The sequence below is a fragment of the Arthrobacter sp. 01N444 genome (assembly GCF_056399305.1).
Window position 1 is genome coordinate 174,903 of the sequence record NZ_JBFTRB010000001.1, and the last position, 20,704, is coordinate 195,606.

Sequence of the window (20,704 nt, forward strand, 5' to 3'; positions counted from 1 at the left end):
TTGATACTGCGCCCACATGCCGGGCCCGGCACTGCGGCCTGACGCCGGGCCCTGCTAGGAATTAGCCTTTTGGTAGGCTTCCTGAATTTCAGCCTGGATGCGTCCGCGGCTGTTTACCGCATAGCCGTTGTCCCGTGCCCACTGGCGGATCTGGGCAGAGTCCTGATTCCGTCCGCTGGAAATTTTCGTGCGCGTGGCGCGTCCGCTTGACGTTTTGCGCGCGTGCGTCACAAATCGGTCCACCGCGGAGCGCAGTTCTGATGCATTGCTTGACGACAGGTCAATTTCGTAGCTGACGCCGTCAAGGCCAAACCGGACAGTTTCGTCCGCGGATCCCCCATCCAGATCATCAACGAGGATGATTTTTACTTTCTGTGCCATAAAGGACTCTCTTTCCAAAGATCGAGCGTTTAGAAAAGCAGGATGTATCTGGAATAAGTATCCTCCGCGTTACAGCAGGGAGTCAAAGCGCAAAACTCTGTCCAAAGGAAAACCTAAGGCGGCAATAGGGAACTATTACTTCTTTCGGGTAATTAGCTTCCCAGGGTCCCGGATTCCGGTCCTTTGGCCCTAGTTTCGGCCTCGGCATGGGCGCGGGCTTCTGCCTGCCGCTCTGATTTGTCGGCATTGAATATGGATTTCATGGCAAACCAGAAAAGCAGGCCCACCACGATGGGGGGCAGCAATACGGCGATATAGTCCATGCTCAGTGTCCTTCGGGCTTCAACAGGGGGAAGAGGATCGTTTCGCGGATGCCGGCTCCGGTGAAGAGCATCACGAGCCGGTCGATGCCGAGGCCGATCCCGCCCATGGGCGGCGCGCCATACTCGAGCGCACGGAGGAAGTCTTCGTCCAGCTGCATTGCCTCCACGTCACCCGCTGCGGAACGGCGGGACTGTTCGGTGAGGCGTTCGCGCTGGATGACCGGGTCGATCAGTTCGGAGAACGCCGTGCCCCGCTCCATGCCGCCGATGATGAGGTCCCAGGCCTCGATCAGGCGGCCGTCTTCGCGGTGCTGGCGGGCCAGCGGCTGCGCGGACGGCGGATAGTCGTAGACGAACGTGGGGTTGAGCAACGTCGGCTCCACCAGTTCACCGAAGAGTTCGACGACGAGCTTCTCGGCTTCCCAGGCGGCGTCGACCTTGACCTCGTGCTTGGCAGCCAGCTCCAGCAGCTCGGCAACCGGGGTGTCGGGGGTTACTTCCTGGCCCACGAAGTCGGACAGTCCCGGGTAGACCGCCAGCCAGGTCCATTCGCCGTCGAGGTTGATCTCCCCGGCTTCGGTCTGCAGCACGCGGCCCACACCGGCGGCGTCGGCGGCGTCCAGGATGATCTCCTTGATCCGGTCCGCCATGACGAACTGGTCCGCCCACGCCTCGTAGGACTCCAGGGTGGTGAACTCGGGGCTGTGCGTGGAGTCCACGCCCTCGTTGCGGAAGACCCGGCCCATGTCGTAGACGCGGTCGATCCCGCCGACCACCGTGCGCTTGAGGTAGAGCTCGGTAGCGATGCGCAGCGTCATCTTCTGGTCGAAGGCGTTCATGTGCGTCTCGAAGGGACGGGCCGTGGCGCCGCCGTGAACCAGCTGCAGCATGGGGGTTTCCACCTCAACGTAGCCCTGGCGGTGCAGGGTTTCGCGGATGGAGCGGGTGATCGCGGCGCGGGTGTACACCATCTCGCGGGCTTCGTCTCGGACAATGAGGTCCACGTAGCGCTGGCGGACACGCGTTTCTTCGTTCAGCCCGGCGTGCAGCACGGGCAGCGGGCGCAGCGCCTTCGAGGCCATGGTCCAGGAATCCGCCATGACGGAGAGTTCGCCGCGGCGTGAGGAAATGACCTCGCCCTTGATGAAGACGTGATCGCCGAGGTCCACGAGAGACTTCCACTCCGCGAGCGCCTCCTCACCGATGTTGGCCAGGCTCAGCATGACCTGCAGCCGCACGGCCTTCCCGTCCAGGCCGCCCTCCTGGAGGGTGGCGAAGCAGAGTTTGCCCGTGTTGCGGATGAAGACGATGCGGCCGGTCACGCCAACGGCGTCGCCAGTTGTTTCATCGGCCTGCAGGTAGGCGTATTTCTCCCGGATTTCCGTGAGCGAGTGCGTGCGTTCGACACCCACCGGATATGCCTCGACGCCGCGTTCGATCAGCTTGGCGCGCTTCTCCATGCGGATGCGGGTCTGTTCGCTGGCATCATGCGGCTCGGCGGCGTTGTTCGGGGTGGGGGTGTTTTGGGAAGTCACAATCCCCAAGTTTACCGTCGATTTGCGTCCGGGAAGGTCCCGGCCCGGTTCTGCCCGGGCGGCAGCCAGGCGGACGGGGTGCGGGAATAGACTCGAAGTTGTGGAGACATGGACAGTGAGGACCGACGACGGCAAGGGACACCTTGAGCTGCACACCATCCGCCCGGCGGGGCACGCACCGGGCAGAACAGCCGCGTCCGACGCCGCCGTGGCGTCCCGCGGCGAAGGATCCGGCGTCGTCGTCGTGCACGGGACCCTGATCACCGATGCGCTCTACCGGTCCTTTGCCCGAAAACTTTGCCGGCTGCTGGACCAGCCGGTGCACTGCTACAACCGCCGCGGACGCGCAGGTTCCTCGCACCAGCCGGCCGACTATTCCGCCGCCACCGAGGTGGCCGACCTGGCAACCGTGCTCCGCGAGACCGGCGCCAGCGACGTCGTGGCCCACAGCTATGGCGGGTTCGTGGCCCTCGAGGCCGCCCGGCGCCTGCCGATCCGCAGGATGGTGACTTACGACGCCGCCGTGAGCCTCTCCGGGAACCTCACCCAGCGCTGGCGGCCCGAACTGGAAAGGTCCGTGGCTGCCGGCGAACTCGACCACGCCTGGGCGCATTTGGTGCAGGGCCTGGAGACGGCCGGCCCGGTGTCCATGCTGCCCCTGGGCGCGCTGCGCATGCTCAGCATCCTCTCGGCCCGGACCAGGCTCGGCGCCGAAATGCGGCAACTGCTGCCCACGGCCGTCGCCGAGATGCGCGCGGTACTGGATGCCGACGCCGAACTCGAGGATTTTGCCGCCATCACCACCCCCACCCTCATGCTCAGCGGCGGCTGGAGCCCCGGCTACTTCGCCGACACGAGCCACCAGCTTGCCGACGCCGTCCCCGCGGTCAGCTTCGCCGTGGTCCCCGGGCAGCTCCACGAAGGCCCCATCCGGCCGGGAAGCCGGCTGGCCCTCCGCACGGCCCGGTTCCTCCACGGCGGGCCCGGGGCAGCGACCCCGCCGCCCGTCAGCCTGGCCGGCAGCCTTGCAGCCGCGGGCGTGCCGGCCCGGTGGCGGCGCAGTGGGCCCGGCCGCTGAGGGCCGCGACGCGACCGACCGCTAGAATCGGGGGCGACCCTTTCGAAAGGACCCCCTTGGCCAAGCTCTACTTCCGCTACGGCGCCATGAACTCCGGCAAATCTACGGGGCTTCTGCAGGCGGCCTTCAACTATGAGGAACGCGGCCAGCGGGTCCTGCTGGCCAAGCCGGACGTGGACACCAAGGGCGACTCCGACGTCGTGTCCCGCCTGGGCATGACCCGTTCGGTGGACTTCCTGATCCCCGCCGGCGCGTCGGCCCGCGATCTGTTCACCGCCCAGGCCCACGGCGACGATCCCGACGCCCTGCTGCAGCACGTGGACACCCCGCCGGTGGCCTGCCTGCTGGTGGACGAGGCCCAGTTCCTGGAACCGGAGCAGGTGGACGACCTCTTCCGCATCGCGGTCCTGGACAACGTCCCCGTCCTCGCCTACGGCATCCGCACCGACTTCCGGACCCGCGCGTTCCCCGGTTCCCTGCGCCTGCTGGAGATCGCGCACACCCTCGAAGAGCTCAAGACCATCTGCCGCTGCGGACGGAAGGCCATCTTCAACACGCGCCGGATCGGGGACCACGTGGTGTTCGACGGGAACCAGGTTGCGATCGATGGCCAGGACGTCTGGTACGAGTCGCTCTGCGGCGCCTGCTACCTCGAGGTCTCCGGCGGCCGGCTGGGCAACTAGCGCCGGCGCGATCATGCAGCGCCGCTGCGACGGGACCACAACTGAACTGCTGTCATACTGGACTGCGGTCATAGTGGACTGCGCCCTACTTGACTGGCACCATAGTGCACCGCGGCTTACTGCACTGGGGCGTGGCCTCGGCTAGGCTCGGAGCATGACCCGCGAGAACATCAGAACCCCCAACGGCGGAACGATCGAGCTTTTGAGCACGGGCGCCGAGCTCGCCTCGGCGGGTTCGGGCATCGTCGTCGTGCCCGCCTCGATGGTGACGGCCGCCGACTACACCCGTTTCGCGCAGAAACTCAGCGCGTCACTGGGGCGGCCGGTGCACACCTTCAACCGTCGCGGCCGCGGCTCGTCCTCCCCGCAGCCTGAGGATTACACCCTCGATGTGGACATCCACGACCTCGACGCCGTCATGAAGCACACCGCCAGCACGGACGTCTTCGGCCACAGCTTCGGCGGGGCAGTGGCCCTGCACGCGGCCCGCACCCTGCCGGTGGAACGGCTGGCCGTGTACGACCCCGCCGTGTCCGTCAACCACAGCGTCACGGCGGACTGGACGCCCGAATACGAGCGGGCGACCGCAGCCGGCGACGACGACCGCGCCCTCGCCGTCCTGCTCAAGGGCCTGGAGACCGGCAGCGCCCTGTCCCGGATGCCGCTGTCCATGCTGACGCTGGCGAACAAGCTTTCGGCGGGCACCCCGATCGGCAAGCAGCTGCGCGACCTCATGCAGACCGGCGTCCGCGAGATCAAGGCGATCATCGCCGCGGACATGCCGGCCGAACCCTTCCTGGAACTGCCGCTGGAAACGCTGATCATCGTGGGCGAGAAGAGCCCGGCGTATTTCGGCGTGGCCTGCGCCCAGATCCACGATGTGCTCTCCGGCTCCAGCTATACGATCCTGCCGGGCATGGGCCATGACGGTGTCAACAAGGCGCCGGACAAGCTGATCGCCGAGCTCAGCGCGTTTTACGCAGGCTGACCCGCAACACGCAACGCCCTACAAGCAACGCGGGGTCACTTAGCGCCCATTCCGGAGGCTCAGACCGGCGCTAAGTGACCCCGCGTTGTTTGTTAATTGCAGCTAGTGGGCGGCCGGGTGTGCCGCGCCTTCGGTTTTGCGCATCATGGTGGACAGCACGACGGCGGCGACGGCTATGACGGCCGCCGTCAGGAATGCCGCATGCATGCCGGCGACCATGCCCGAGGCAACGGCCACGAAAGCGTAGATCGAGACCAGCAGCGCCGTGCCGGCGGCGCCGGCCACCTGCTGCAGCGTGCTCATGATGGCCGAGCCGTGGGAGTACAGGTGCGGCGGCAGTGGGTTCAACCCGGTCGTGAAGGCGGGGGTGAACAGCAGCGCCAGGCCCAGGCTCAGTGCCACGTGCAGGGCGATGATCCACCCCAGCGGCGACGTGGCGTCCAGCATGGAGAACTGCCAGAGGGACAGCACCATCATGATCGAGCCCGTCACTGTCAGCGGCAGGGGCCCGACCCTGTCGAATACGCGGCCGATGAAGGGCCCCAGCAGGCCCATGGCGAGGCCGCCGGGCAGCAGCACCAGGCCGGTCTCGAGGGACGTCAGGCCGCGGATCTCCTGCAGGTACAACGGCAGCAGGATCACCGCGCCGAAGAGCGCGATCATGGCCACGACCAGCAGCAGCACCGATACGGTGAACATCCGGAAGGTGAAGGCGCGCAGGTCCAGCAGGGGGCCGCCGGTCTTCTGCAGCTTCAGCTGGCGCAGAACGAACGCTGCCAGGGCCAGCACGCCAACGGCCAGCGCCACCACGGCGGGGGTGCGGGAGCCTGCCTGGCCGCCGCCGATCTGGCTCAGGCCGTACACCAGGCCGCCGAAGGCGGGGACCGTGAGCACCACGGAGAGGGCATCGAGCCGGGTTTTCTCGGTCTCACCGATGTTGGTCAGGTACCTGGCCCCGATGGCCAGTGCGGCGAGGGCGATCGGCAGTACGAAGACGAACATGAACCGCCAGGAATAATGCTGGAGGATCAGGCCGGAAACTGTCGGACCCAGTGCCGGCGCGACGGAAATGGCGATGCTGACGTTGCCCATGACGGCGCCGCGGCGCTCCAGCGGCACGAGCGTGAGGATGGTGGTCATCAGGAGCGGCAGCATGATGGCGGTGCCGCCGGCCTGGACGATGCGGGCCAGCAGCAGGACTTCGAAGCCCGGCGCGAGGGCGGCCAGCAGGGTGCCGCCGGAGAACAGTCCCATGGCCAGCATGAACACGGCACGGGTGGTCAGCCGCTGCAGGATGAATCCGGTGGTGGGGATCACGACAGCCATGGTGAGCATGAAACCGGTGGACAGCCATTGCACGGTGGGCGCATCGATGTTCAGGTCCACCATCAGCCGTTGCAGGGCCACGTTCATGATGGTCTCGTTGAGGATCACGACGAAGGTGGCCACCAGCAGCGTGGCGATGATGGCCACGGACTCCCGGGGCATCTTTGCCGGCGCGGTGGGCGCGGTGGATGCGGCCGGGGCGGCCGGGGTGGCCGATCCGGCGACGGCGGGGGCACCGCCCGGTGCGGGATCGCCAGAGGCGTTGGAAGAGACGTCTGTTGACATGGGAATTCCCTCAGGGAGTTTGGTGTGGGTCCGGCGAGCGTCGGCGCTGCTGCAGGTTCCAACAGTCTAGGGCCCGGGGGCATTCCCGTCACCGCGAAAGCAACGCGGGGTCAGTTACGGCCCATGACGGGCGGCGGCATGGGCCGTAACTGACCCCGCGTTGCTTTGTGGTGGGGCTGGGGGCTAGGAATTCAGGGGCACGTTGTCGATGAGGCGGACGGGGCCGACCGTGGCGGCGATAATCGCCAGCCCCTCGCCGCGGAACGGGGTGTCCCGGCAGTTCTCCGCGAGGGGCTCGAGGGTGCGCGGATCCACTACCTCGAAATAGTCCAGCTCCACGAGCGGCTGGGACCGGACGAGGGCCTGCGCCGATTCGATGTCCAGCGGCTCATGGGCGTTGGCGCGCTCCTCGATGAGCCGCAGTGCGCGGGAGAGCACCAGGGCCGCCTCGCGCTGGTCTTCGGAGAGGAAGCGGTTGCGGCTGGACAGCGCCAAGCCGTCGGCCGAGCGCACAATGGGCACCGGCACGATCTCCACGGGAAAATTCAGGTCAGCCACCATGCGCTGGACCAGGGCCAGCTGCTGCGCGTCCTTCTGGCCGAAATAGGCGCGGTACGCGGGCTGGCCGCCACCGGGCACGCTGGCCCCAGGGATGCCGTAGTGGAGCAGTTTCGCGACGACGGTCAGCGCGCCGTCGAAGTGCCCTGGCCGGGACGCGCCTTCCCATTTTTCGCCCAGGGGTCCCGCCGTGATCCGCACGAGGGGTGCCCCGCCGGGGTAGACCTCCTCAACACCCGGCGCGAACGCCAGGTCCACCCCTTCGGCGTCGAGCAGCGCGAGGTCGGCGTCGAGCGTCCGGGGGTAGCGTTCGAGGTCCGCGGCCTCGCCAAACTGAAGCGGGTTGACGAAGATGGTGGCCGCCACGACGTCGTTCTGGGCGACGGCCGTCCGGGCCAGCTGGGCATGTCCCTCGTGCAGGGCGCCCATGGTGGGCACGAGGCCCTGGGACGTGCCGCCTTTCTGTGCCAGCAGCCGGGCGCTTGCGGCGCGGAGCTGGGCAGCAGTGGTGACGAGTTGGATTGCCATGTCAGGGTCCTTCCGGGGCGGGCGTCCCGTTCTGGCCGGGGCCGCCGAGCGCCTGTTCGATGCCGTCGAGTTGTTCCGGCTTCAGCAGTCCGCGGCTTCCTGCCCGGCGGGCTGTCGCCCGGGCCATGGCCAGGTACGCCTCAAGAATATCGCCGGCGGCGCCGCCGTCGTACTCGCGGAGGGCGCCGGCGTGCGCGGCCACCGTGCCGGTGTCGCCGCGGGCCACGGGCCCGGTCAGGGCCGTTTCGCCGGAGGCGAGGGCGTTCTCGAGGGTGGCGCGCAGCAGCGGGCCCAGCATCCGGTCCGGGGCCTCGACGCCGACGTCGCGGAGCAGCTGCGAGGCCTGCGCCACGAGCGTGACCAGGTGGTTGGAGCCGTGCGCGAGGGCAGCGTGGTAGAGGACGCGGTCGGCCTCGGCGATCGCGACGGGCTCGGCGCCCATTTCGACGACGAGTGCCTGGGCGATCGGCAGCATCGCGGCGTCGGCCGTGACGCCGAAGGTGCAGTCCAGGAGCCTGGTGAGGTCCAGGCTCATGCCCGTGAACGTCATGGCCGGGTGCAGCGCGAGCGGCACGGCACCGGCGGCGCGGACCGGATGCAGGATCCCGACGCCGAAACGCCCGGAGGTGTGCGCCACGAGCTGGCCTGGCTGCCAGGCGCCGAGCTTGGCCAATCCGTTCACCAGCGGGCCCAGGGCATCGTCCGGGACGGCGAGCAGGACCAGTTCGGCCCGCTCCACGATGTCCTGCACGTCCAGGATCGGGACGCCGGGCAGGAGCGTTTCGACGCGTTCTTTGCTGGCGTCCGAAACGGCCGACGCCCCGATGACGGCGTGCTCGGCTCCGCGCAGCGCCGCCCCCAGGACGGCTCCGACCTTCCCCGCGCCAATGATTCCGACGCCGAGGCGTCCTGGTTTAGCCATGATGCGGGCCTTCCTGGTGGTCTTCTGCGGGTGGTGCGGCCGGCTGGGCCGCCGGCTCCAGCCAGTGTTCGCTCTTCTGGTGCTTGCGCGCGGCACGGGCACGGGCCGACTGGGCATCGAACAGGGCCCGGGCTTCGTCGAGGCCGGCCTGGATGAGCCGCGGGGCCACCGGACCCGCCGTGGTGTGCAGGACCAGGTCGGCCACCCGGAACCGCCGGGCGAGCGGGCCCTGCTGGAGCGCCATGGACTGGGTGCGCTGGTGCGGCACCACCACGAAGTTCCGCCACCAGCGGCCCGACCTCAGGAGCAGGGCGGTCTCCGTTGCCGCGAAGCCGTTGCGGCGCCAGCCCAGCGGCGCCAGGAACCGGGCCCGGCGCGGGCTGGTGACGAAGCCGCCGTCGGCGGCCTTCCCTGCTGCGCTGCCCGGGGTCCCGGCAGGGTCCGCGAGGCCGGTGATCCCCGCGGTGAACAGCCCCACCGGGTCCTGGGTCCCGGGATCCGGGAGCACCAGGGAGAGGATGTCCATGACGTCGCCAAGATATCCCACCGGAAGCAGCGTTGTCCGGGCCGATCCTTCGCCGGCGCTGCCGGCCAGGCCGTAGCCGGCCACGTTGACCTGGATCCGGTACCAGCCGAACATCCGCCACAGCGGCGGCTGGCTGACCTTCAGCGCCTGGATCCTGCCCGGCGGAACGGTCTGCGCCTGCGTGTCCAGCAGGCCGTAGCGCAGCCGGATGCCGTCCGGGGAAATGGCGGCGGTGAAGTTGTAGCCCTTGTTGAACGAGGACCAGTAGGAGGCGATGAGCCCGATTGCGGCTGGGATCAGGAAGACCGTGAAGTTCCGGTTTTCCGTGACGGCGGAGAGCATCACCGAGGCAATGCCGCCAGCCAGGATCACGACACTTTGTTCGCTCAGGAGCAGCGAGCCCACCAGGCGCGGCGGCGGCACGGTGAGCACGGCCTGTTCGGGGGCTTCCACGGCGGCGGCCGCCGGCTCTCCGGACTCCGGGTCTCCCGGCTCCCGCGCCGGCGTCCCGCCCGCGGCACCGGAGGCTCGGGCCAGGATTGTCGCGCGGAGCTGCCGGGCCTCGTCCGCGCGCAGGTACGCCAGGCGCACCGCGGACTGGCCGGCGTCGGCGACTTCGAACCGCAATTCAGCCAGTCCGAAGATCCGTGCCAGCAGGGGTTGCACGACGTCGATCGCCTGCACCCGGTCCAGCCTGGCCTGCCGCTGCTGCTTGAACAGGAAACCGGTGTTGACGCGCACGTAGCCGCCGGCCACCTGGTAGCGGGTGAAGTACCAGCTCAGGACGTAGCCGAGAACGGTCAGCAGAATCAGGGCGCCGCCGCCGAGCAGCAGCCAGGGCGCCCGTCCGGCCAGCCGCTCGTCGAAGAGCGGGCCGCCCTGCAGGAACCGTTCGAAACTGTCGCGTCCAAAAAAGAACAGCAGTGCAGCCAGCGCCACCCAGCCGCGGACAAAGGGCGACGCGGGGTGCACGCGCAGCCAGCCGGCGTCGGCAGTTCCTTCGATACCGGAGCCGACGGCGGTTCCGTCGGCGGCGCGCCCGGCATCCTCCGGTGTCAGCGCCATCCCGTCACGGCCTTCCCGTCACAGCCCGGCCAGCCGGGCTTCGCCGCGGGCGGACAGTTGTTCGCGGAGCCGGGCGCCTTCGCTCGCGGGCAGCCCGGGAATCTCGGCGCTGGTCGCGGCGGCCGCGGTGTGCAGTTTCAGTGTGCACAGGCCCAGCTGGCGTTCGACCGGGCCCACCGCGATGTCGACGTACTGCATCCGCCCGTATGGAACCACGAGCGTGCGCTGGAAGAAAATGCCGCGCCGGATCAGGAGGTCATCATCACGCTCGGCGTAGCCGATCGAGCGCACCTGCCGGGGAATCAGCGCGAGCCGCCACAGGGCCAGCAGCAGCGCTACCGCGGGCAGGGCGACGGCCAGCCAGACCGGCAGCCAGGTCCACCCGCCGGTCAGCACCAGGATTAGGGGAAGCGACAGCAGAGCCACCGCGACCAGGGTTCCCAGCGCCCATCCCGCGAGGCGCACCGTGACGTACTTCGGGGAGACCCGGAGCCAGTCGATGCCCGGAGGATCAATCGCTTCGGTAGGCATATTCGCCTTCCGCCGAGGGCTTGCTGCGCTTTCCCTGCACACCGGGCCGGGATTCGGCGTCGCCGTCCTCGGGGGGAATCCGGCAGAACCGCTCGACGACGAGCCCGACGATCACCATGATCAGCCCGCCGCCAGCCATGGCCAGGGCCTGCCAGGTGATCTCCTGGTTGCTGCGCAGGTTCCACAGCCGCAGTTGCTCCACCACGATTCCCGCGTGCCAGCCCAGCAGGACCGACCCGGTGTAGGCGCAGGCCTGCGCGAGGACCAGGGTCCAGGCAGCCAGGATGGGGTTGAGGATTTTCTTCTTCTTGCCGTTGCGCCACCGGAGCACGCGGATGCCCAGCACCAGCGTGAGGGCCACGATCACGCCCATGGTCACCAGGCCCGTCAGCGGCAGCACCGGGGTGGCCAGGCCGTAGCGGCCGGAGAGCATGGTGGCGAACCAGCCGGCCACGGCCAGGACCACACAAATGGCCAGCAGGAGCAGGGGGCTGGTCAGCTTCACGGCCGCTCCGCCGCACCGGGCACGCCGGTGATCTCCGTGGCAGTGACATCCCCTGCGGCGGGGTTCTGGAAGCCGTCAAAGGTGGCAAGGCCGGCGAAATCGGCGGCTTTCGCCGCGAGGTCGCCCACGCGTTCGCCGTTGAGCTCCGCCGCGGGATCGATCAGCGACCACGGGTAGAGCACGAACGCCCGTTCCGCGGCCCGGGGGTGGGGCAGAGTGAGCTCGGGATCGGAGCTGACCACATCCCCGTACGTGATGATGTCCACGTCCAGGGTCCGCGGCCCCCACCGGACCTCGCGCACGCGCAAATGCTTCTGCTCCACGTCGTGGCAGTGCTCGAGCAGACCGCGCGGCGGCAGCGACGTCTCGACGGCAATCACCATGTTCAGGAAGTCAGGCTGGTCCGGCGGGCCTCCCACGGCCTTGGTCTGGACGATCGGCGAGATGGCCAGCAGGCGCACCTCCGGCGGGTCGACGAGGTCCGCGACGGCGGCGGACAGGGTGTCGCTGCGCTCCCCCAGGTTGCTGCCGAGCGCGATCACGGCACGGGTGTAGAGCGGGCTCACGTCCGTCTCCGGTGCACGCTGACGGCGACGTCGCCAAAGTCGACTTCGATCGGGGCCTTGGGCTTGTGCACGGTGATGTCCACGGCGTCGACGGCGAATTTCTGCAGGATGTCCTCGGCAATCCGCACCGCGAGGGCCTCGATCAGGTTCAGCGGCTCACCCGTGATCCAGTCCCGGATGCAGTTGGCCACCTCGCCGTAATGCGCGGTGTCCAGGACGTCGTCGGAAGCGGCCGCTTTGCTGAAGTCCAGGTGCAGCACCGCGTCGACGACGAAGGGCTGCCCGTCGCGGCGCTCAAAATCGAACACACCGTGATGGCCGACGGCGGTGACGCCGCTCAGCGTGATCTGATCCATGGTGCCGGCCGGATCAGTTGGTGCCGGCGTGGGCGGAACCGGCCGGTGCCGGGGGAACCATGCGGGCGGCGACCTTGACGGCGTCCAGGCTCGCGCCGACGTCGTGCACGCGCACAGCCCAGGCGCCGCGGAAGGCGCTGATGGCGGTCATGGCGGCGGTGGCGGCGTCGCGTTCAACCGGCTGGGCGGCCTTGCCGGCCACGGTCAGGAGGCTGCCGAGGAAGCGTTTGCGTGAGCCGGCGACGAGGACCTTGTGGCCCATGGCCTGCAGGACATCCAGGTGCTGCAGGAGCTCCCAGTTCTGGCCCTCGTTCTTGGCGAAGCCCAGTCCCGGGTCCACAATGATCTGTTCCGGCGCGACCCCGGCGGCGTACAGCTTGTCGCGGACGCCGGCGAGCTCGGTCACGACTTCCCCGGCGACGTCACGGTAGTCCGTCAGGGAGTTCATGGTGCTGGCGTCGCCGCGGCGGTGCGTGAGGATGTAGGGGACCTTGGTGCGGGCGGCGAGTTCGGCCATTTCCGGTTCCATGGTCAGGCCCGAGACGTCGTTGATGATCGCGGCGCCGGCCTTCAGGGCCGCGGCAGCCGTCGCGGCGTGGGTGGTGTCGATGCTGACCAGGGCGCCGGCCTTGACCAGGGCCTCGATGACCGGCAGGACCCGGCGCTGTTCCTCGTCAGCGCCGACTGCCGTGGCACCCGGGCGGGTGGACTCGCCGCCGACGTCGATGATGTCCGCCCCGGCATAGAACATCCGCAGCCCGGCCGCGATCGCCGTGTCCGCAGTCGCGTGTGCTCCGCCGTCGCTGAAGGAATCAGGGGTGACGTTGAGGATTCCCATCACCAGTGTCCGGTCCGTGGGCAGGTCCTGGAACTTCGCCGCCGGGCGCGGTTTGCGCAGGATGGGCAGGGGCGAAGTGGCGGGGCCGGTGCCCGGGGCTGCAGCTAGGGAGTCCATGGTCTGTGTTCTTACCTTCCGAGTATGAGGCTCATGGCTTCGGCACGGGTGGCCGGGTCATGGAGTTGCCCGCGCACTGCGCTGGTGACGGTCTTGGCGCCGGGCTTGCGGATTCCCCGCATGGACATGCACAGGTGTTCACATTCGACGACGACGATCGCGCCACGCGGATTGAGGTGCGTGACGAGGGCCTCGACGATCTGGGTGGTCAGGCGTTCCTGGACCTGCGGGCGCTTGGCGAACATGTCCACCACGCGCGCGAGCTTGCTCAGGCCCGTGACCTTGCCGTCGTGGGACGGGATGTAGCCCACATGCGCCACCCCGTGGAACGGCACCAGGTGGTGCTCGCAGGTGGAATAGAACGGAATGTCCTTGACCAGCACGAGTTCCTCGTGCTCAAGATCGAAGGTGGTTGCCAGGATCTCGGCGGGGTCGTGGTGCAGGCCGGCGAACATTTCCACGTAGGCCTTGGCCACCCGCTTCGGGGTGTCAAGGAGGCCGCCGCGGTCCGGGTCCTCACCGATCGCCAGCAGGATTTCCCGTACTGCCGCTTCGATCCTGGGGCGGTCCACTTTGGACTTTGAATGCGGGGATCCTCCATCCCCCGCCGAAGCAGCGGCGGGGGCGGGAACGTCGTCGTCGAAGTTAGAAGTCACAGAAGAAGCCTAGCCGGGATGACCATCAGTCCCGATATCTGTTGCACCGCCCTGGAAGGACTCCTGCCCGCCGACGCCCTGGGCATGCGGGGGCTGGGCATCCAAGGGCTCTTCGAGCCGGGCGTGGGTGGCTTCCTCCTGGGCTTCACGCTCCGCCTTTTCACGGCGTGACTCCACGGGGCCGGCGGTCTGGAGCGTGCGGGTCTCCTTGGAGAGCCAGACGTCGCGGAAGTCGCGCTTGCGGATGTTGGTGAAAATTTGCGCGATTTCGGCCTGGTTCAGTGTTTCGCGTTCGAGCAGTTCCAGCGCCAGCTCGTCCAGGACATCCCGGTTTTCGGTCAGGATGGCGTAGGCCTCATCATGGGCACCGTCGATCAGGCGGCGCACTTCCTCGTCGACGATGTAGGCGATCTGGTCCGAGTAGTTGCGCTCGTGGCCGGCGTCGCGGCCCAGGAACGGCTCGCCGCCGCCCTGGCCGAGGCGCACGGACCCGACCCGTTCGCTCATGCCGAACTCGGTGACCATCTTCCGGGCGATCCCGGTGGCCTTCTCGATGTCATTCGACGCGCCCGTGGACGGATCATGGAAGACGAGTTCCTCGGCGACGCGGCCGCCCATGGCGTAGGCCATCTGATCGAGCAGTTCGTTGCGGGTGATGGAGTACTTGTCGTTTTCCGGTACCACCATGGTGTAGCCGAGGGCACGGCCGCGGGGCAGGATGGTGATCTTGGTGACCGGGGCGGAGTTCCGCAGGGCAGCCGCGACGAGGGCGTGGCCGCCTTCGTGGTACGCGGTGACTTTGCGTTCGTGTTCCTTCATGACCCGGCTGCGCTTCTGCGGGCCGGCCATGACGCGGTCGATCGCCTCGTCCAGGGCGCGGTCATCGATCAGGTTGGCGTTGGACCGGGCCGTCAGCAGGGCGGCCTCGTTCAGGACGTTGGCCAGGTCCGCGCCCGTGTAGCCGGGGGTCTTCTTGGCAACAGCCTTGAGGTCGACGCCGGCAGCCATCGGCTTGCCCTTGGCGTGCACCTGCAGGATCTGGTCGCGGCCGATCAAATCGGGGGCCTCAACCCCGATCTGCCGGTCGAAGCGGCCCGGGCGCAGCAGGGCGGGGTCCAGGACGTCGGGGCGGTTCGTGGCGGCAATCAGGATGACATTGGTCTTGACGTCGAAGCCGTCCATTTCCACCAGCAGCTGGTTCAGGGTCTGCTCGCGCTCGTCGTTGCCGCCGCCGATTCCGGCGCCGCGGTGCCGGCCGACGGCGTCGATCTCATCGACGAAGATGATCGCCGGCGCGTTGGACTTGGCCTGCTCGAAGAGGTCGCGGACACGGGAGGCACCCACGCCGACGAACATTTCCACGAAGTCGGAGCCTGAGATGGAGAAGAAGGGTACGCCGGCCTCGCCGGCAACCGCGCGGGCCAGGAGGGTTTTGCCGGTGCCCGGAGGGCCGTAGAGCAGCACGCCCTTGGGGATTTTGGCGCCAACGGCCTGGAACTTGGCCGGTTCCTGCAGGAATTCCTTGATCTCCTCGAGTTCCTCGACGGCCTCATCGGCGCCGGCGACATCGCTGAAGGTCACCTGGGGCATGTCCTTGTTGACGAGCTTGGCCTTGGACTTGCCGAACTGCATCACCTTGGACCCGCCGCCCTGCATCCGGGAGAGCAGGAACCAGAACAGGACGCCGAGCAACAGCACGGGCACCAGCAGGGAGAAGAGCCCGGAGAACCAGTTGTTTTCGATCGGCTGGTCGGTGAAGCCGCCGGACGGTTTGGAGTCCGTGACGGCCTTGACGACGTCCTGGGCGCGGGCGTTGACGAAGTAGAACTGGACGTTCTTGCCCTTGTCCTGCCCGTCGACCTGAAGGTTGTCCTTCAGGACCAGGTCCACCCGGTTCTCGGCGTCAAAAATCTTGGCCTGTTCAACCTTGCCGCCGGCTGTCAGCAGCTCAAGGCCCTTGTCGGTGTCGATCCGGCTGGCGCCGCCCGGCGCAAGCGTGGCAAATGCCAGCAGCAGCATGGCCACCACGACGACAATCCAGATGCCGGGGCCCTTGAAGAAACTCTTAGCTTTCATCTGTTCGGGGCTGGCCCCGTCCCTCCTGGTAGTGCTGCACGGCGACCGGTCTGCGCGCGTGTGGTGCTGCGTCAGCTTCTAGCTATACACCGTCGCACTACCTCACGCACGGCAAAGGGCAAAAGTTCCCTGTGGGCGTAGCGGGGCCGGGCCTCCGGCCGCCCGGGGCCCGGGCGGGGTTGCCATCGCGTGAACGATTTACTCGTAGACGTGCGGGGCCAGGGTGCCGACGAAGTCCAGGTTGCGGTACTTCTCGGCGTAGTCCAGGCCATAGCCCACCACGAACTCGTTGGGGATGTCATAGCCGACGTACTTGACGTCGATCTTAACCTTGGCGGCCGTCGGCTTGCGGAAGGCGGTGCAGATTTCCACCGACGCCGTGCCGCGGGATTCCAGGTTCGTCTTGAGCCAGGACAGCGTGAGGCCGGAATCGATGATGTCCTCGACGATCAGGACGTCTTTGCCCATGAGGTCGGTGTCGAGGTCCTTCAGGATGCGGACGACGCCTGAGGACTGCGTGCCCGAGCCGTACGAGGACACGGCCATCCAGTCCATGGAGACGTGGGTGTGCAGCGCACGGGCCAGATCCGCCATGACCATGACGGCGCCCTTGAGCACGCCCACGATCAGGAGGTCGCGGCCCTCGTAGTCCTTGTCGATCTGCGCCGCGAGTTCGGTGATCCGTTGCTGGATCTGTTCCTTGGTGTAGAGAACGTGTTTGAGGTCTGCCTGGACGTCGTTTGAATCCACCAATGGCTCCTGTGTAGATGCGGGGTGCGACTAATTTCGGGGCGGCTGTTGAGGCCGGAATACAAGCTTCCCACAGCGGGCGGCTTCGCGGGGAACACTTGCGGCGGACGGCTCCGCCGCAAGGAGCTGCGCGAGCGAGAGCCGGTAGACGCTGACCGCGCCGGGAAGCTCCACCGGGCCGGCCGATCCCTGCCGGCGCAGGAGCGCTTCCGCCGCGAGCAGGCGCTGGTAGCTGGGCTGCTGACCGCCGACGGCGGCGGCGGCCTTGGCGATCACCCGGAACCTCACGGCCGGGGCCAGGTCCCTCAGCCCGGCCTCCGGAAGGCTGATCTCCTCCCCTGTCTGCTGGCGCAGCCGCTCGAAAGTGTCGTTCGCCACGTCCTCCAGGTAATCGGCGTCGAGCTGCAGGATCGCGGCCGTGCGGGCGAGCGATTCGGCAACGCCGGGGCCAAGCTTGTCCTCCAGCAGGGGCAGCACCTCAACCCGGGTCCGGGAACGCGCGTATACGGGATCGGTGTTGGACGGGTCGTGCCAGGGCTCGAGGTCCTCCACCCGGCAGATCTCCAGGGTGTCCGCGCGCCGCAGGCCCAGGAACGGGCGCAGCAGCCGGCCGCGGGCCGGCCGCATCCCGGCGAGGGACCGGGTGCCCGACCCGCGCGCCAGGCCCAGGAGCACTTGTTCGGCCTGGTCATCGAGGGTGTGGCCGAGCAGGATCGCGGTTGCACCTGCCTCGTCCGCGGCGGCCTCAAGGGCAGCATGGCGGGCGTCCCGGGCGGCGGCCTCTGGGCCCGCGCCGCTGGAGGCGACGTCGACAGTCCGGATCGTCACGGGAGAGAGCCCGAGCTCCTCGAGGGTGCGGGCCGTGGTGGCCGCGACCCCGGCCGAGCCCGGCTGCAGCTGGTGGTCCACGACGACGGCGCCGACAGAGACAGGATGGCCGTCCACGTGGCCCCGGCGCCCGAAATAGGCGGCGACGGCGGCGAGAGCCAGCGAGTCCGGTCCGCCGCTGCAGGCTACCAGGACGCGGTCCGGGTAGCCGGCCGCGGCGAGGGCGTCCTGCAGCATTTTTCGTGCCGTGCCGACCACCGGCGCGAGGCGGCCGGGCCGGCGTCGTCCGCTGGAAATCGAGGTCGAACCGGCGCCGTCGGGGGCAGTCATGGCGGCTAGAGGCCCATCCGGTCGAGCCAGAGCCTGGAGTCGTGGATCTCGGGTTCGCTGGGGAGGTGGTCCGCGGACTCCCAGACTTTGTTGAAGCCTGCCATGCCGGCGGCGGCCACCACTTCCCGGACGAACTTGGCGCCGTCACTGTACTGGCGCATCTTGGCGTCGAGGCCGAGCAGGTTGCGGATGAATTTCTCGATCATGCCGCGGTCCTGGCCGCGGTCGTTGAAACGTTGCCGGATGGTCTTCACCGAGGGAACGATGCTGGCGTCCACGGCGTCCATGACCACATTGGCGTGACCCTCGAGAAGGCTCATGAGCGCAGTCAGGCGGGACAGGGCCGCCTTTTCCTCCGGGTTCTGGAGCAGGTCCAGGATGGCGCCGCGTCCGGGCGCGGCGCCGGGTGCGGCGCGGTCCTTCAGCGATTTCGCGGCCGCCGAGGCCCGTTCCATCAGGGAATCGACATTGCCCAGCAACAGTCCGCTGAGGTTTTCGATCTCCTGGAGCATGTGGTGCCGCAGCCACGGTGCGGCGGCGAACTGCACCCGGTGGGTCTGTTCGTGGAGGCAGACCCAGAGCCGGAAGTCCGCGGGTTCGACTTTCAGTTCGCGTTCCACGGAGATGATGTTCGGCGCTACGAGCAGCAGCCGTCCGGAAGCGGGGGCCGTGGAGTTTTCGGCCAGCGCGGAGAAGGGATCGTACTGGCCCAGGACTTTGCTCGAAAGGAAGGCCAGGATGGCGCCGAGCTGGCTGCCGGTGATGGCCGCGCTGACTCCGGCAGCTCCGGGGCTGAGGGAACCGCGGCCCTCCAGCAGCTTTCCCATGGCGGGCTTGAGCATGACGGCGAAGCTCTGCGTGTTGGCTTTGGCCCATGAGGCCCGGTCCACGACGAGGACCTCGGAGTCGCGCAGGTCCCGGGCGGCGTCCAGTCCGGTGATGTGGTGGACGTGCGGCACGGAAATGTCCGCCATGAGCCGCAGATTTTCGACGGCGGCGCCGATCTCGGCGCTGCCCAGGACGGGGCCTGCCGGCGTCAGCCGGGCTGCCGTGGATGCGGCGAGCTCCCAGTTGATGAGATCCGGGACCTGGACCGATGCCGCACTCGGCGTCTTGGGTGATGTCTCGCTTGATGTCTCGCTTGCAGAGGACTCCATGGGGTCCATCAGATCACAGGGCCCCGACAATGCGCCTTAATTTTCGCTGACCGGCGAACCGGCCGGGGCTCCATGAACCCCGGCCGAAGGGCCAGACCGGCGCGAAGGGCCAGACCGGCGCGAAGGGCCAGACCGGCGCGGGGTCCCGGCCGGCCGGCGCCGTCAGCGGCAGCCGCAGCCGGCGAGGACGGCGGCGGAGCGGTCCAGTGCGGCCTTGTTCGCGGCGCCGGGGGTCAGCCCGTTGCCGACGAAGGAAAAGACCAGGAGCCGGCCGTCGGCGTCGACCACGGAACCGCTAAGCGCAATGACCGTGTTCAGTGTGCCCGTCTTGGCGCGGACCAGCCCGGCGCCCGCGGCCGAGGCCGCATCCGTGTAGCGGTCCCCCAGGGTGCCGGTGAGCCCGGCGACCGGGAACCCGCTCAGGGCGGCGCGCAGCCGGGGGTCTGTGCCCGAGGTCATGGCCCGGACCACGTCCGTGAGCTGCCGGGCCGAGACCCGGTTGGCCAGGGCAAGGCCGGAGACGTCCGCGGCCCGGAGCGAGTCAGTGGGAACGCCCATGTCCTTGACCTGCTGCAGCACGGCGGCAATGGCGTCGTCGCTGCTGCCGGGCCGGCCGACGCCGAGGGCGGTCATCCGTCCCATCACCTCGGCGAGGTAGTTGTCCGAGGTCTGCAGCATCATGTCCACCTGCTGCCCCACCGTGGCGGACTGGACCTCGGCCAGGACTTTGGCGTGCCCGCCCTCCGGCGCGTCACCGGTCCGGCCCCGGGCGACGCCGGGGGCAACGGACAGCCCCCCGGCCGCCGCGGCCGCCGTGAGCCGGGCGGCGAACACCTCGGCGGCGGTCATGGCGGCGTCCTGCGGGCGGGGTCCGGTGGTCTTGGCGGGATCGAACCTCGCGGAGTTCAGCGCCAGCGGGTACAGCGGGGCCATCTCCCCGGCGGCGACGTCCTCTGGGCTCCACGCCTGGCTGAGCGAGGGGCCGCTGAAGAGGGAGTCATCCAGCAGGACGTTCACCGTGCCGGTGACGCCGCCGGCTTTGAGGGCATCTATAGTGGCCTTCGCGAGCGTGGTCAGCCCGGCGCGGCCCAGAACGGCGCCCGGGGCCGATTCCCCGGCGCCCAGAAGGACATCGCCCCCGCCGGTCAGGACCACTGAGCCGGGGGTCGGCCCTGCCAGCACCCGGGTGCTGAAGCGGCGGTCGGGGCCCAGGACGCGCAGGGCCGCGCCGGCTGTGAGGAGCTTCATGTTCGACGCCGGAACGCGGGCCTCGTCGGCAGCCCGGTCGAAGAGGACCTGCCCCGTGGCGGCGTCCTGGACGATGCCGGTGAAGGTGCCGGCGCCGTCGGGCTTAAGGGTCTGGTTCAGCTGCGCGGCGAGGGGTGCCCCGGCCGGAACCGGCGCGGAAGCGCTGAGGGGCCCGACTGCCCCCGAACTGTTGCCGGGAGGGCTCAGTGTTGCGGGGATCTGCTGCCAGGGCGGTGCTGTCTGCGAGGCGTCGGAGGACCTGTCATGGCCGAGGAATGCCGGGGCGATGGCGATGCCGGCGGGCACTGCCACGGCCACCACGAGGAGGGTCTGGAGCAGCAGCGCGGGCATCCTGCGACACATGCCGGGCGCCGGCCGGGTACCCTCGCGGCTGGTTCTCGGTTTCATGCTGCTGCTGGTCCTTAGTCCTGAAATGTCCCCACTAGTTCCTGAAACCAGCGCCTCTCGCTATATCCTCAATAGTAGTCGGCGGCACCGACAGCCCTTATGCACGTGCCGCGAACCCCCTGAATTCGTCAAGGAGCATT

The 20,704-nt window shown here is 68.6% G+C and carries 21 protein-coding genes; 3 read left to right on the forward strand and 18 right to left on the reverse strand.

Translation table 11 applies throughout. From position 1 onward, the window contains the following. Positions 1–54 precede the first annotated feature (54 nt). The 3 genes from AC1DKN_RS00795 to lysS all read right to left on the reverse strand — a co-directional run bounded on the left by AC1DKN_RS00795 (position 55) and on the right by lysS (position 2,239). On the reverse strand, positions 55–381 hold the full coding sequence (locus tag AC1DKN_RS00795) for a histone-like nucleoid-structuring protein Lsr2 (RefSeq protein ID WP_028276918.1): 327 nt from the start codon (positions 379–381) through the stop codon (positions 55–57). 152 nt (positions 382–533) lie between these two features. Beyond that, on the reverse strand, positions 534–704 hold the full coding sequence (locus AC1DKN_RS00800; protein ID WP_223914693.1) for a hypothetical protein: 171 nt from the start codon (positions 702–704) through the stop codon (positions 534–536). A 2-nt stretch (positions 705–706) separates the two neighbouring features. Next, the gene (gene lysS, locus AC1DKN_RS00805; RefSeq protein ID WP_223914694.1) at positions 707–2,239 is read right to left on the reverse strand and encodes a lysine--tRNA ligase; all 1,533 of its coding nucleotides are present in this window, start codon (positions 2,237–2,239) and stop codon (positions 707–709) included. A gap of 100 nt (positions 2,240–2,339) precedes the next feature. Between lysS and AC1DKN_RS00810 the strand changes: the two genes are divergently transcribed. The 3 genes from AC1DKN_RS00810 (at position 2,340) to AC1DKN_RS00820 (ending at position 4,988) form a co-directional block, all read left to right on the forward strand. Further along, entirely contained in the window at positions 2,340–3,317 is a 978-nt protein-coding gene (locus AC1DKN_RS00810; protein WP_459383604.1) for an alpha/beta fold hydrolase, read from the forward strand. A 56-nt stretch (positions 3,318–3,373) separates the two neighbouring features. After that, on the forward strand, positions 3,374–4,000 hold the full coding sequence (locus AC1DKN_RS00815) for a thymidine kinase (protein ID WP_028276920.1): 627 nt from the start codon (positions 3,374–3,376) through the stop codon (positions 3,998–4,000). 154 nt (positions 4,001–4,154) lie between these two features. Beyond that, positions 4,155–4,988, forward strand: coding sequence for an alpha/beta fold hydrolase (locus AC1DKN_RS00820; RefSeq protein WP_028276921.1), 834 nt, complete (start codon positions 4,155–4,157; stop codon positions 4,986–4,988). A 102-nt stretch (positions 4,989–5,090) separates the two neighbouring features. On the opposite strand, the gene AC1DKN_RS00825 is transcribed toward AC1DKN_RS00820, so the two are convergent. The 15 genes from AC1DKN_RS00825 to dacB all read right to left on the reverse strand — a co-directional run bounded on the left by AC1DKN_RS00825 (position 5,091) and on the right by dacB (position 20,564). Then, entirely contained in the window at positions 5,091–6,599 is a 1,509-nt protein-coding gene (locus tag AC1DKN_RS00825; protein WP_476870200.1) for an MDR family MFS transporter, read from the reverse strand. Positions 6,600–6,782: 183 nt separating this feature from the next. Next, the gene (gene panC, locus AC1DKN_RS00830) at positions 6,783–7,685 is read right to left on the reverse strand and encodes a pantoate--beta-alanine ligase (RefSeq protein WP_476870201.1); all 903 of its coding nucleotides are present in this window, start codon (positions 7,683–7,685) and stop codon (positions 6,783–6,785) included. Between the two features lies 1 nt (position 7,686). Further along, entirely contained in the window at positions 7,687–8,607 is a 921-nt protein-coding gene (locus tag AC1DKN_RS00835; RefSeq protein ID WP_476856117.1) for a Rossmann-like and DUF2520 domain-containing protein, read from the reverse strand. Then, on the reverse strand, positions 8,600–10,198 hold the full coding sequence (locus AC1DKN_RS00840; RefSeq protein ID WP_476870202.1) for a PH domain-containing protein: 1,599 nt from the start codon (positions 10,196–10,198) through the stop codon (positions 8,600–8,602). The genes AC1DKN_RS00835 and AC1DKN_RS00840 overlap by 8 nt, the downstream gene beginning before the upstream one ends. 18 nt (positions 10,199–10,216) lie before the next feature. Further along, positions 10,217–10,729, reverse strand: coding sequence for a PH domain-containing protein (locus AC1DKN_RS00845; protein WP_476870203.1), 513 nt, complete (start codon positions 10,727–10,729; stop codon positions 10,217–10,219). Beyond that, the gene (locus AC1DKN_RS00850; protein WP_223914701.1) at positions 10,710–11,234 is read right to left on the reverse strand and encodes a DUF3180 domain-containing protein; all 525 of its coding nucleotides are present in this window, start codon (positions 11,232–11,234) and stop codon (positions 10,710–10,712) included. The genes AC1DKN_RS00845 and AC1DKN_RS00850 overlap by 20 nt, the downstream gene beginning before the upstream one ends. Then, complete coding sequence (gene folK, locus AC1DKN_RS00855; RefSeq protein ID WP_476870204.1) at positions 11,231–11,800, reverse strand: 2-amino-4-hydroxy-6-hydroxymethyldihydropteridine diphosphokinase; 570 nt, start codon at positions 11,798–11,800, stop codon at positions 11,231–11,233. Before folK ends, AC1DKN_RS00850 begins: the two co-directional genes overlap by 4 nt. Then, positions 11,797–12,156 carry a dihydroneopterin aldolase gene (gene folB / locus AC1DKN_RS00860; protein ID WP_476849912.1) on the reverse strand — a complete coding sequence of 120 codons (360 nt, stop codon included), beginning with the start codon at positions 12,154–12,156 and terminating at the stop codon, positions 11,797–11,799. The genes folK and folB overlap by 4 nt, the downstream gene beginning before the upstream one ends. 13 nt (positions 12,157–12,169) lie before the next feature. After that, on the reverse strand, positions 12,170–13,111 hold the full coding sequence (gene folP, locus AC1DKN_RS00865; protein WP_230007205.1) for a dihydropteroate synthase: 942 nt from the start codon (positions 13,109–13,111) through the stop codon (positions 12,170–12,172). Positions 13,112–13,122: 11 nt separating this feature from the next. After that, complete coding sequence (gene folE, locus AC1DKN_RS00870; RefSeq protein WP_223914705.1) at positions 13,123–13,767, reverse strand: GTP cyclohydrolase I FolE; 645 nt, start codon at positions 13,765–13,767, stop codon at positions 13,123–13,125. Between the two features lie 9 nt (positions 13,768–13,776). After that, entirely contained in the window at positions 13,777–15,843 is a 2,067-nt protein-coding gene (ftsH, locus tag AC1DKN_RS00875; RefSeq protein WP_223914706.1) for an ATP-dependent zinc metalloprotease FtsH, read from the reverse strand. Between the two features lie 198 nt (positions 15,844–16,041). Then, complete coding sequence (gene hpt / locus AC1DKN_RS00880; RefSeq protein ID WP_018774939.1) at positions 16,042–16,593, reverse strand: hypoxanthine phosphoribosyltransferase; 552 nt, start codon at positions 16,591–16,593, stop codon at positions 16,042–16,044. Positions 16,594–16,623: 30 nt separating this feature from the next. Further along, positions 16,624–17,658 (reverse strand): tRNA lysidine(34) synthetase TilS, encoded by a 1,035-nt coding sequence (gene tilS, locus AC1DKN_RS00885; protein ID WP_476870340.1) that lies wholly within the window; start codon positions 17,656–17,658, stop codon positions 16,624–16,626. Positions 17,659–17,756: 98 nt separating this feature from the next. After that, on the reverse strand, positions 17,757–18,917 hold the full coding sequence (locus AC1DKN_RS00890; protein WP_476856110.1) for a zinc-dependent metalloprotease: 1,161 nt from the start codon (positions 18,915–18,917) through the stop codon (positions 17,757–17,759). 153 nt (positions 18,918–19,070) lie between these two features. Beyond that, on the reverse strand, positions 19,071–20,564 hold the full coding sequence (gene dacB, locus AC1DKN_RS00895) for a D-alanyl-D-alanine carboxypeptidase/D-alanyl-D-alanine endopeptidase (protein ID WP_476870205.1): 1,494 nt from the start codon (positions 20,562–20,564) through the stop codon (positions 19,071–19,073). Positions 20,565–20,704: the final 140 nt, after the last annotated feature.